This is a genomic window from Marinobacter sp. OP 3.4, assembly GCF_036224885.1.
GTDB lineage: Bacteria > Pseudomonadota > Gammaproteobacteria > Pseudomonadales > Oleiphilaceae > Marinobacter.
The window spans coordinates 63,943-76,293 of sequence record NZ_JAVVLT010000122.1; the positions used below are offsets into that span (position 1 = coordinate 63,943).

Genomic DNA, 12,351 nt, shown 5'->3' on the forward strand with positions numbered 1-12,351 from the left:
ATGGTGCTGTCCGATGTTTCCATCAAGCGACCGGTCTTCGCCACGGTCCTGAGCCTGCTCATCGTTGTCTTTGGCATTGCCGCCCTGCTGGACCTGCCGGTCCGTGAGTACCCGGACATCGACCCGCCCGAGGTCTCCATCGCCACGGATTACACCGGCGCTGCCGCGGAAGTGGTGGACAGCCAGATCACCCAGGTGATTGAAGGGGCCATCAGCGGCATCGAGGGTATCCGCTCCATTGAATCCTCCACCGAGCAGGGGGAGTCCCGCACCAGTATCGAGTTCAATATCTCCCGGGACGTGGACATTGCCGCCAACGACGTGCGGGACGCTGTCTCGCGGGTGGCGGACCAGCTACCGGAAGAGGCCGACGCACCGGTGGTGCAGAAGGCGGATTCCGACGCCCGGCCGATGATGTGGATCACCCTGCGCAGCGATGTCTGGGACAGCGCCGAACTGACGGACTACGCCGACCGGGTACTGGTGGACCGCCTCTCGGTGCTGGACGGTGTCGCCGATGTACGGATCGGCGGTGAGCGTCGCTATGCCATTCGCGTCTGGCTGGATCGGGACCGGCTTGCTGCCCGGAATATCACCGTGGCGGAAGTGGAGCAGGCGCTGCGTGCCAACAACGTGGAGCTGCCGGCGGGGTCGGTGGATTCTTCCACCCGCAACTTCACCGTCCGCGCCGAGGGCCGGCTGAGCAACGTGGAGCAGTTCCGTAACCTGGTGGTGCGCCGGGACGGCAATGACCTGCTGCGCCTGGGCGAGGTGGCCGATGTGCAGATGGGCGTGGAGTCCGATGTTGGCCGGTTGCGGGCCAATGGCAAGACCGCCATCGGCATGGGCGTGATCCGTCAGTCCAAGGCCAATACGGTAGCGGTGTCCGATGCCGTGCAGGCGGAACTGGACGAGATCCGCAAGACCCTGCCACCGGAAGTGAGCATTGCCGAGAGCTACGACGAGTCCATCTTCATCCGGGCCTCCATCAAGGAGGTGGTCACCACCCTGGCCATTGCCGTGTCCCTGGTGATCCTGGTGATCTTCCTGTTCCTGCGCTCCTGGCGGGCCACCCTGATTCCGGCGGTGACCATTCCGGTGGCGGTGATCGGCGCGTTCATCGGGCTGGGCTTCCTGGGCTTTTCCATCAACGTGCTGACCCTGCTGGCCATTATCCTGGCCATCGGCCTGGTGGTGGATGATGCCATCGTTATGCTGGAGAACATCCAGCGCCGCATCGACAACGGCGAACCGCCCCTGCTGGCCGCCTACCGGGGTGCCCGCCAGGTGGCCTTTGCGGTGGTGGCCACCACCCTCACCCTGGTGGCGGTATTCGTGCCCATCTCCTTCATGGGAGGCAATATCGGCCGCCTCTTTGCCGAGTTCGGGTTCACCCTGGCGGCAGCGGTGATTTTCTCCAGCTTCGTGGCGCTGACCCTGGCCCCCATGCTGTGTTCCAAGTGGCTCAGACACAGTCCGGAAACCGTGGAGGGCCACCGCCTGTGGGCGGCCAGTGAAAAGATCCTCAACGGCATGGCCAATGGCTACGGGCGTGCCCTGGATTTCTCCCTGCGTCAGCCCGGGCTGCTGATTGGCCTGGGTATTGTCGGGCTGGTGATCGCCGTGGTGATCTTCCCCAAACTGCCCCAGGAGCTGGCACCCATCGAGGACCGGGGGGTGATCATCATGCCAACCAGTGCGCCCCGGGGTTCCACCGTGGAATTCACCGACCACTACGTCAGGCAGGCGGAGGAGAAGCTGCTGCCCTACCTGGAAGACGGCGTGGCCAACCGCATGCTGTCCATCGTCGGTTTCCGGGATGAGGAGGACAACGCCTTCATGATCCTGGGCCTGAACGAATGGGACCAGCGGGACGTCAAGCAACAGCAGATCACCAGCGAGATCCGCGGAAAGCTGGCGGACATTTCCGGTGTGCGGGTGATCGCGGTGAACCCACCGGGCCTGGGCCAGGGCGGTTTCGACCAGCCGGTGGAATTCGTGGTGGCCGGGTCGGACTACGAGACCGTCCAGCGCTGGAGCGAGATGCTGGTGGAGAAGGCGAAGGACAATCCGAACCTGCTGAATGTGGACACCGACTTCGAACTGACCCGGCCGGAATTGCGGGTAACCATCGACCGGGAGCGGGCGGCGGACCTGGACATCACCGTTCAGGACGTGGGCCTGACCCTGCAGACCATGCTGGCCTCGCGTCAGGTCACCACCTACCTGGACCGGGGGCAGGAGTATGATGTCATCGTCCAGGCCCGTGACCGGGACCGGGCCACACCATCGGACCTGAGCCAGATCTTCCTGCGCCCGCGACAGGGTGGCGAGCTGATTCCCCTGGCGGCCCTGGTCAGCCTGGAGGAGATCGGCGCCAACCCGGACCTGCGGCGGATCGATCGCCTGCCGGCGGTAGTGATCAGCGCCTCCCTGGCGGATGGCTATGACCTGGGGGCGGCCCTGACCTACCTCAATAACCTGGCGGCGGACAACCTGCCACCGGAGGCCCGCATCAGCTACAAGGGCATGAGCCAGGAGTTCCAGGAGTCCACCAACGCCATCTACATCACCTTCGGCCTGGCCTTTGTCATCGTGTTCCTGGTGCTGGCGGCCCAGTTCGAGAGCTGGATCCACCCGCTGATCATCATGCTTACGGTGCCGCTGGCAGTCACCGGGGCATTGATGGCGCTGTTGTGGTCGGGCATCAGCCTCAATATCTACAGTCAGATCGGCATTGTCATGCTACTGGGGCTGATGGCCAAGAACGGCATCCTGATCGTGGAGTTCGCCAACCAGCTTCGGGACCAGGGCTACAGCGTGCGGGATGCCATCCTGGAGGGGGCTGTCCTGCGTTTCCGGCCGGTACTGATGACCACCATTTCCACGGTGTTCGGTGCCGTTCCCCTGGTGATCGCCACCGGTGCGGGGGCCGAGAGCCGCGCCGCCATCGGCATGGTGATCCTGGGCGGTCTGGTGTTCGCCACCACCCTGACCCTGTTCCTGATACCGGTGCTCTACAACCTGCTGGCCCGCTTCGCCAAATCCGCCAATGCGGTGGAAAAGGAACTGGAACGGGAAGCCCTGGCGGAGGGTGGTAGCGGCGGTTTAGCCTCGGTGCAGAGCGCGGAGCGCACGGTTGACTGAATGTGGGGCCGGATGATCCTCCGGCCTCATATCGGACCCGTGTCCCGGTTTTCCCCCAAGCCTGTGGATAAAATGAGGGATAATTTGGGAATGATCTCTGGGTAAAGGATTCCGGATTTATACAAAACAATCAGTTATAGAGATATTTAGGGTCCGGAATCGCTTCGTTATCTGTGGATAACTTTCTTGAAAAGTTTTCTGAACAGTTTTTATCAAGCCTATGAAATCACGACAGAATTAGGTATTTCTCCCTAGTTCTGTCGCGTCAGTCTCTACAAACGCTCCCTGTCTGGTTAAAATTTGCTCACTGGCACTGCAAAGTCCCCGCTGTGACAGGTATACTGCCGTGTCAATTTTTCCTGCTCCTTTCCTTGAGGTGATTCCGTGGATTTTCCGACCCGTTTCGACGTGATTGTCATTGGTGGTGGCCATGCCGGTACCGAGGCCGCGCTGGCAGCCGCGCGTATGGGCTCGCAGACCCTGCTGCTGACCCACAATATCGAGACCCTGGGCCAGATGTCCTGTAACCCGGCCATTGGCGGCATCGGCAAGAGTCACCTGGTCAAGGAAATCGACGCGCTTGGTGGCGCCATGGCCAAGGCGACCGACCAGGCCGGCATCCAGTTCAGGGTGCTCAACAGCCGCAAGGGTCCGGCGGTGCGGGCCACCCGTGCCCAGGCGGACCGGGTACTGTACAAGGCCGCCATCCGCGAGATCCTGGAGAACCAGCCCAACCTGATGCTGTTCCAGCAGGCGGCGGATGACCTGATTGTGGAAAACGACCGGGTCACCGGTGTGGTCACCAACACTGGCATCCGTTTCAACGCCAGGACCGTGGTGTTGACCACCGGCACCTTCCTGGGTGGGGTTATCCACATCGGCATGCAGAACCATGCCGGTGGCCGCGCCGGTGATGCGCCGGCCAACGCCCTGGCGAAGCGATTAAGGGAGCTGCCCTTCAATGTCGGTCGCCTGAAGACCGGTACCCCGCCCCGTATCGACGCCCGCTCCGTGGACTTCTCGGTGATGGAGCAGCAGTGGGGTGACAACCCCACGCCGGTGATGTCCTTCATGGGATCCCGGGACCAGCATCCGGAGCAGGTGTGCTGCTACGTAACCCGCACCACCGCCGAGACCCACGACATCATCCGCAGCGGCTTTGACCGCTCGCCCATGTTTGCCGGGGACATTGAAGGTATTGGTCCGCGCTACTGCCCGTCCATCGAGGACAAGGTGAACCGTTTCGCCGACAAGGACTCCCACCAGATCTTCGTGGAGCCGGAGGGGCTGAACACCCATGAACTGTACCCCAATGGCATCTCCACCAGCCTGCCATTCGATATCCAGATCGCGGCGGTGCGCTCGATTCCGGGGTTCGAGAACGCCCATATCACCCGGCCGGGCTATGCCATTGAGTACGACTACCTGAACCCCCAGGACCTGCGGCACACGCTGGAGACCAAGTTTATCGACGGGCTCTACTTCGCCGGCCAGATCAATGGCACCACCGGCTACGAAGAGGCCGGTGCCCAGGGGCTGCTGGCGGGGCTGAATGCCTCCCTGCAGGCTCAGGACAGGGAACCCTGGTATCCGCGCCGGGACGAGGCCTATATCGGGGTGCTGGTGGACGACCTGATTACCATGGGCACCTCCGAGCCCTACCGCATGTTCACCAGTCGCGCCGAGTACCGGCTGATCCTGCGGGAAGACAATGCCGACCTGCGCCTGACCGAGGCCGGCCATCACCTGGGCCTGGTGGACGACGAGCGTTGGGCACGGTTCAACGACAAGCGTGAGGCCATTGCCACCGAGCGGCAGCGCCTGGAGAAAACCCGTATCCACCCGAAGACGGACCAGTCCGCCATTGCCGACGGTTACCTGAAGCAGCCCATGGCCCGGGACAACACCCTGGCGGAACTGCTGCGCCGTCCGGAAATCTCCTACGCAGAGATCGCGGAGATCGGTGGCGAGCGTGCCGGCGCCGACGAGGTCGAGCAGCAGGTGGAGATCGAGATCAAGTACGAGGGCTACATCTCCCGCCAGGAGGACGAGATCGAGCGCCTGCGTCGCAACGAGGAAACCCGGCTGCCGGACGACTTCGACTTTGACGCGGTGGGTGGCCTGTCCAACGAGATCCGCCAGAAGCTCAAGGAGGTGCGGCCGGAAACCATTGCCCAGGCTTCCCGCATCCAGGGCGTGACCCCGGCGGCGGTGTCCCAGTTGCTGGTGCACCTCAAGAAGCGGGACCTGCTCCGCAAGCAATCCGCCTGACGGGGCCGGCCAATGAGCGAATCACTCTGGCGGCGGCAGCTGTCCGACGGCCTTGGGGCCATGGGTATCGAGTTATCCACAGACCGGCAGGAACCATTGCTGGCCTTCCTGGGACTGCTCAACAAGTGGAACCGGGCCTACAACCTCACCGCAGTGCGTGAGCCCCGGCAGATGGTGCCCCGGCAGTTGCTGGACAGCCTGACCCTGCTGCCCTGGGTCACCGCTGACCGGGTGCTGGATGCGGGCGCCGGCGGTGGCCTGCCGGGTATTCCCCTGGCCATTGCCCGGCCCGATATCCATTTCACCCTGCTGGACAGCAACAGCAAGAAGACCCGGTTCCTGACCCAGTGCCAACTGGAACTTCGACTGGATAATGTCGAGGTGATCCATGGCCGTGCCGAGGACTGCCGGCCGGACCGGCCCTTTGAACAGGTCACCAGCCGGGCTTTCACCGCCCTGCCCAACCTGGTGGACTGGTGTGGCGCCCTGCTGGCGGATGAGGGGCAGTTCCTTGCCATGAAAGGTCAGTTCCCGGATGATGAAGTGTCTCAACTGCCGTCAGACTGGCAGGTCGGTGCCCGCCACCGGCTCGACTACCCCGGCTGTGACGGTGAGCGGCATCTGCTGATCATCAACCGGGTTTCTCCGCGACAGGATTCCACAACAGGAGGCTAGCCATGGCTCGCGTCATTGCCGTGACCAACCAGAAAGGCGGAGTGGGCAAGACCACCACCTGCGTCAACCTGGCGGCATCCCTATCGGCCACCAAGCGCCGTGTCCTGCTGGTGGATATGGATCCCCAGGGCAATGCCACCATGGGCAGTGGTGTGGACAAGAACGGCGTTGAGCGGTCCGGCTTCGATGTGCTCACCAAGCGTTCCGGCGCCGATGTGGTGATCATGCCGGTGGAGAGCGCCGGCTTCGACCTGCTGCCGGCCAACGGCGACCTCACCGCCGCGGAAGTGGAGCTGATGAACGAGATTGGTCGCGAGCACCGGCTGCGGCTGTGCCTGAACGCGGTGCGGGAAAACTACGACTACATCCTGATCGACTGCCCGCCCTCCCTCAACCTGCTCACCGTCAACGCCCTGTCCGCCGCAGACACCGTGTTGATCCCCATGCAGTGCGAGTACTACGCCCTGGAAGGTCTGGCGGCACTGATGAACACCATCGAGCAGATCAAGGAATCGGTGAACCCCGACCTGCAGATCGAGGGCATCCTGCGCACCATGTACGACCCCCGCAACAGCCTGACCCTGGATGTCTCCGGCCAGCTGTCCGAGTATTTCGGCGACAAGGTCTACAAGGCGGTGATCCCCCGTAATGTGCGGCTGGCGGAGGCGCCCAGTTATGGTCTGCCGGCCCTGAAATACGACCGGGCCTCCAAGGGGGCCGTGGCCTACCTGGCCCTGGCCGGGGAGATGGTGCGTCGCCACGGCAGCCAGAAGGCCCAGGGCACGGTGGCGGTGTGATGCGTTTGTGGTAAGGCATCAGCGATGTAACATAGGCGCGTTAATGCAAGACGATTTCTTCACTGTGGATAAATGACAACGACCATGGCGGCAAAAAAACGAGGATTGGGTGAACGGGGCCTTGGTGCCCTGCTGGCAAACTCCCGGGTCAACCTGGATGAGGAGCCCAGCAACCACGACGGTGAACTGCGGGATATCCCCATCGACCTGATCCAGCGTGGTCGTTACCAGCCCCGCCGTGACATGGACCCCGCAGCGCTGCAGGAACTGGCCGACTCCATCCGGCAGCAGGGCGTGATGCAGCCGGTGGTGGTGCGCCCGATCGAGGAAGGCCGCTTCGAGCTGATCGCCGGTGAGCGCCGCTGGCGTGCGGCCCAGATGGCCGAGTTGGACTCCCTGCCCGCCATCATCCGGGCGGTGTCGGACGAAGCCGCCATCGCCATGGCGCTGATCGAGAATATCCAGCGGGAGAACCTCAATCCCATCGAGGAAGCCTTCGCCCTCCAGCGCCTGCAGGACGAGTTCGGCCTCACCCAGGCCCAGGTGGCCGAGGCCGTGGGCAAGTCCCGCACCACCATCACCAACCTGCTGCGGCTGATCGGCCTGTCGGAAGACGTGCGCATCATGCTGGAACATGGCGACCTGGAAATGGGCCATGGTCGCGCCATGCTGTCCCTGCCCCCGGAACTGCAGCTGCAGGTGGCCCGCCAGGTGGTGGCCAAATCCCTGTCGGTGCGCCAGACGGAAGCCCTGGTGCGCCGGGTGCAGAACGAGAATCCCCAGAAGAAAAAGAAGAACCAGGGCGAGGTGGACCCCAATATCCGCGCCCTGCAGGATGACCTGGCCGAGCGCCTGGGCGCCCGCGTGTCCATCGATCATGGTCAGCGGGGCAAGGGCAAGCTTGTCATCGAGTACAGTTCCCTGGACGAACTGGACGGAATCCTCGGTCATATCCGCTGATCTGGTATCTCCGTCAGATTTCCCGAGTGAAACAGGATTTCATCGGATCTACCACATATCGTGATGTGATCCAGAATGAGGCACAACTTGTGTATATCGCGCCAGTTTGGTGCCTGAAGTGGCCAAAAAACCGCCAGAATTTCGCAGTACGTGAGTTGAACAGCTTTCGGTTAACACATATAATTCCCGCGCTTGGAATGGCGGCAGGTTTTTCGTGATGGCAAGGTCCGGACATCGTCTCAACCGGGTGCCGCTGCTCCGCTGGCTGGTTATCGAGAGTACAGCCATCGTTGTTATGGCCCTGTTATGGGCCACGCAGGGTCGTTTGGCCGGTTATTCCGCTCTGGTGGGTGGTCTTATTTTTCTGGTGCCAAACACTTGGTTTGCCTACCAGGTCTACAAGGTGGAAGGGGCACGGCACATGTCCCGGATGGTAGGTAACCTGTTCAGGGCGGAATCTATAAAGATGGCCCTTACCGCAGTGTTTTTTGCGGCCGTTTTCAACTTGATGGAGCCGATCCATGTACCGGCTCTGTTATTCACTTTTGCTGTGATGGTTGTGATGGGAGCAGCCCTGCGCTGGTTCATGCGGCCAACACCACAGCGATGACTGGACGAGACGCAGTATGGCAGCTGATACCCCAGTAGAATATATACGACACCATCTGACGAACCTGACCTATGGCAAGTTGCCGGCAGGTTACGAGCGCGCCGATGGCACCGTGGTGGAAGAAGCCACCTGGACAATGGCCCGCACCGCTCAGGAAGCCGGCGATATGGGCTTCATGGCGGTGCATGTGGACACCATGGGCTGGTCCATCGCCATGGGCGTCCTGTTCCTGGGTCTGTTCCGCTTGGCGGCAAAGAAGGCGACATCCGGTCAGCCCGGCGGTCTCCAGAATATGGTGGAGATGACCTTCGAGTTCGTTCAGGGCATTGTTCGCGACGTCTTCCATGGCAAGAATCCGCTGATTGCACCGCTGGCCCTGACGATGTTCGTGTGGATCTTCCTCATGAACAGCCTGAAGCTGATCCCGGTCGACTACATTCCCACCGTTGCCCATGCCATGGGTCTCGAGTACTTCAAGATTGTCCCCACCACCGATCCCAACGGTACCTTCGGGATTTCCATTGGTGTGTTCCTGCTGATCCTGTTCTACAGCTTCAAGGTCAAGGGGGCCGGCGGCTTCCTCAAGGAGCTGTCGTTCACACCGTTCAACCACTGGGCGCTGGTGCCCTTCAACCTGATCCTGGAAATACTGCAGCTGATCGTCAAACCCGTCAGCCTGGCACTGCGGCTTTTCGGCAACATGTACGCGGGCGAGGTTGTGTTCATCCTGATCGCTCTGTTACCACTGTGGGCCCAATGGACATTGAACGTGCCCTGGGCGATCTTCCATATCCTGGTGGTCACCCTGCAGGCCTTTATCTTTACAACGCTGGCTGTGGTTTACCTCAGCGCGGCACACGAAGATCACTGATAACGAAACTCAAACACCCTTAACCATCTGAAAAACTGAGGAGTCATCAATGGAAATGGTATTTATCGCAGCTGCACTGATCATCGGTCTGGGCGCCCTGGGTGCCGGCATCGGCTTTGGTCTGCTGGGTGGCAAGCTGCTCGAGTCCACCGCACGTCAGCCGGAAATGGCTAACCAGCTGCAAACCAAGACCTTCATCATGGCCGGTCTGCTGGACGCGGTTCCCATGATCGGCGTTGGTATTGCGATGTACCTGATCTTCGTTGTTGCTGGTTAATCCGGTCGCTAAGGGCGGGCGCCCCGAGAACGGCGCCCGGTTTTACGGACACCAGGACGCAACGAATAGCTAGAGGTATATCGCCGTGAATATAAACCTTACGTTGATAGGGCAATCGATAGCCTTCGCTATTTTCGTCTGGTTCTGCGTCAAGTACGTCTGGCCTCCCATTACCGAGGCCATGAACGCACGCCAGAAAAAAATAGCCGATGGGCTGTCTGCTGCAGACCGCGCTTCCCTGGACCTTGAGCTGGCACAGGAAAAAGCCGCCCAGGAACTGCGTACCGCGAAGGAAGAGGCCGCTGCCCTGATCGAACAGGCCAACAAGCGGGCCACCCAGATCGTGGAAGACTCCAAGGGCGAAGCCCGGCAGGAGGGTCAGAAACTGATCGACCAGGCCCACGCCGAAATCGAGCAGGAGCGCGTCAAGGCGCGTGATGCCCTGCGTGCCGAAGTGGCTGCCCTGGCGGTCGCCGGCGCCGAGAAGATCCTGGAGAAATCTGTCGATGCCAACGCGCACAGCGAGATGCTGGAAAAGCTCGCTGCCGAACTTTAAGCGAGGTTCATCATGGCAGAACTGACAACGCTGGCACGCCCCTACGCCCGGGCAGCCTTCGAGACCGCCCAGAGCCAGGATACCCTGGCCCAGTGGTCTGAAGTGCTGACTCTGTCGGGCCAGGTGGCGGCCAACAGCGACGTGAAAGAACTTCTCGCGCATCCCGGTGTCGGCCGGTCAACCAAGGCAGACATTATTCTGGAGTTTGCCGGTACCGAGGTTTCCGAACCGGTCCGCAACTTCTTTGCCATTCTCGCTGAAAGAGGCCGTCTGGCACTGCTTCCACAGATTTCTGAACTGTTCCGCAAGTTCCGTGCGGATCTGGAACGCACTGTCGAGATTGACGTCACCGCAGCCTTCGAGCTGACGGAAGAACAGCAACAGAAGCTGGCCGAGGCCCTGTCGAAGAAACTGGAACGGCAGGTAACGCTTTCCACCCAGGCGGATCAGGCCCTGATTGGCGGTGTGGTTGTACGCACCGGCGACATGGTGATCGACGCCTCTGTACGCGGAAAGCTGAATAAACTCGCCGACACACTGGGCGCCTGATTTCAGCACAAGGTTTGAGGACTAAGGCATGCAGCAACTGAATCCATCCGAGATCAGTGACATCATCAAGAAGAGGATCGAAAAGCTCGATATCTCTTCCGAAGCCAAGAACGAAGGCACCATCCTGTCGGTTTCCGACGGTATCGTGCTGATCCACGGTCTCGCCGACGTCATGTACGGTGAGATGATTGAATTTGCCAATGGCACCTTTGGTATGGCTCTGAACCTGGAGCGTGATTCCGTTGGTGCGGTTGTGCTGGGTGATTATGAAGATCTGGCGGAAGGCCAGAAGGTCCGTTGCACCGGCCGTATCCTGGAAGTCCCGGTCGGTCCGGAACTGATGGGCCGCGTGGTCGACGGTCTGGGTAACCCCATCGACGGCAAGGGTGATCTGGGTACGTCCCTGACCTCCCCCGTCGAGAAGGTGGCGCCCGGCGTTATCGCCCGTCAGTCCGTTGACGAGCCGGTACAGACCGGTCTGAAAGCCATCGATACCATGGTTCCCATCGGCCGCGGCCAGCGGGAGCTGATCATCGGTGACCGTCAGATCGGTAAGACCGCCGTCGCCATCGACGCGATCATCAACCAGAAGAACACCGGCATCAAGTGTATCTACGTGGCGGTCGGCCAGAAGCAGTCGTCCATCGCCGCCGTGGTTCGCAAGCTGGAAGAGCACGGTGCCATGGACCACACCATCGTGGTTGCGGCCGGCGCCGCTGATCCGGCAGCCATGCAGTTCCTGGCGCCGTACTCCGGTACCTCCATGGGTGAATACTTCCGGGATCGCGGCGAAGACGCCCTGATCATTTACGACGACCTGTCCAAGCAGGCGGTGGCCTATCGCCAGATCTCCCTGCTGCTGCGTCGTCCGCCGGGCCGTGAAGCCTTCCCGGGTGACGTATTCTACCTGCACTCCCGTCTGCTGGAGCGTGCGTCCCGGATCAACGCCGATGAAGTTGAAAAGCTGACCAACGGCGAAGTGAAAGGCCAGACCGGTTCCCTGACCGCGCTGCCGATCATCGAGACCCAGGCCGGTGACGTTTCCGCCTTCGTACCGACCAACGTGATCTCCATCACCGACGGTCAGATCTTCCTGGAGACCAACCTGTTCAACTCCGGTATCCGTCCGGCAATGAACGCCGGTATCTCGGTATCCCGGGTTGGTGGTTCCGCCCAGACCAAGATCATGAAGAAGCTCGGCGGTAACATCCGTCTGGCCCTGGCCCAGTACCGGGAACTGGCAGCATTCGCCCAGTTCGCTTCCGATCTTGACGAAGCAACCCGTAAGCAGCTGGAGCACGGTCAGCGCGTTACCGAGCTGATGAAGCAGAACCAGTACAGCCCCATGACCGTCGCGGAAATGGGTACCGTACTGTTCGCAGCGAACGAAGGCTTCCTGGATGACGTCGACGTGGACAAGGTCGTGAAGTTCGAAGCACAGCTCCTGGACTGGATGCGTGCCGAACAGAAGGAACTCCTCGACAAGATCGGCGCTGAAGGCAAATACGACGACGATATCATCGCCGGCCTGAAAGCTGCTCTGGAGAAATTCAAGACCACTCAAAGCTGGTAAATCCCCTGGCCCGCCCCGTTGCGGGCCAGCTGGTTCACATGAGTGTCTAACTTGAAAAGGCAGTG

11 protein-coding genes are annotated in these 12,351 nt (G+C 61.3%); all 11 read left to right on the top strand.

What is annotated here, in order from left to right; translation table 11 throughout:
• Entirely contained in the window at positions 1-3,147 is a 3,147-nt protein-coding gene (locus tag RO069_RS21280) for an efflux RND transporter permease subunit (protein WP_328190209.1), read from the top strand.
• Positions 3,148-3,531: 384 nt separating this feature from the next.
• The gene (gene mnmG / locus RO069_RS21285) at positions 3,532-5,418 is read left to right on the top strand and encodes a tRNA uridine-5-carboxymethylaminomethyl(34) synthesis enzyme MnmG (RefSeq protein WP_328190210.1); all 1,887 of its coding nucleotides are present in this window, start codon (positions 3,532-3,534) and stop codon (positions 5,416-5,418) included.
• A 12-nt stretch (positions 5,419-5,430) separates the two neighbouring features.
• Positions 5,431-6,093 (top strand): 16S rRNA (guanine(527)-N(7))-methyltransferase RsmG, encoded by a 663-nt coding sequence (rsmG, locus tag RO069_RS21290; RefSeq protein WP_328190212.1) that lies wholly within the window; start codon positions 5,431-5,433, stop codon positions 6,091-6,093.
• A 2-nt stretch (positions 6,094-6,095) separates the two neighbouring features.
• Entirely contained in the window at positions 6,096-6,890 is a 795-nt protein-coding gene (locus RO069_RS21295; RefSeq protein ID WP_328190213.1) for a ParA family protein, read from the top strand.
• Between the two features lie 84 nt (positions 6,891-6,974).
• Positions 6,975-7,850, top strand: a complete 876-nt coding sequence (locus tag RO069_RS21300; protein ID WP_328190215.1) for a ParB/RepB/Spo0J family partition protein — start codon at positions 6,975-6,977, stop codon at positions 7,848-7,850.
• 217 nt (positions 7,851-8,067) lie between these two features.
• On the top strand, positions 8,068-8,460 hold the full coding sequence (locus RO069_RS21305) for an ATP synthase subunit I (RefSeq protein WP_328190217.1): 393 nt from the start codon (positions 8,068-8,070) through the stop codon (positions 8,458-8,460).
• Positions 8,461-8,476: 16 nt separating this feature from the next.
• Positions 8,477-9,331 (top strand): F0F1 ATP synthase subunit A, encoded by an 855-nt coding sequence (gene atpB, locus RO069_RS21310; protein ID WP_328190219.1) that lies wholly within the window; start codon positions 8,477-8,479, stop codon positions 9,329-9,331.
• 49 nt (positions 9,332-9,380) lie between these two features.
• Entirely contained in the window at positions 9,381-9,608 is a 228-nt protein-coding gene (gene atpE / locus RO069_RS21315; RefSeq protein ID WP_091850834.1) for a F0F1 ATP synthase subunit C, read from the top strand.
• Positions 9,609-9,693: 85 nt separating this feature from the next.
• Positions 9,694-10,164, top strand: a complete 471-nt coding sequence (locus RO069_RS21320; RefSeq protein ID WP_328190221.1) for a F0F1 ATP synthase subunit B — start codon at positions 9,694-9,696, stop codon at positions 10,162-10,164.
• A gap of 12 nt (positions 10,165-10,176) precedes the next feature.
• Positions 10,177-10,713 carry a F0F1 ATP synthase subunit delta gene (locus RO069_RS21325; RefSeq protein ID WP_328190223.1) on the top strand — a complete coding sequence of 179 codons (537 nt, stop codon included), beginning with the start codon at positions 10,177-10,179 and terminating at the stop codon, positions 10,711-10,713.
• Positions 10,714-10,741: 28 nt separating this feature from the next.
• Positions 10,742-12,286 carry a F0F1 ATP synthase subunit alpha gene (atpA, locus tag RO069_RS21330; RefSeq protein ID WP_328190224.1) on the top strand — a complete coding sequence of 515 codons (1,545 nt, stop codon included), beginning with the start codon at positions 10,742-10,744 and terminating at the stop codon, positions 12,284-12,286.
• The last annotated feature ends 65 nt before the right edge of the window (positions 12,287-12,351 follow it).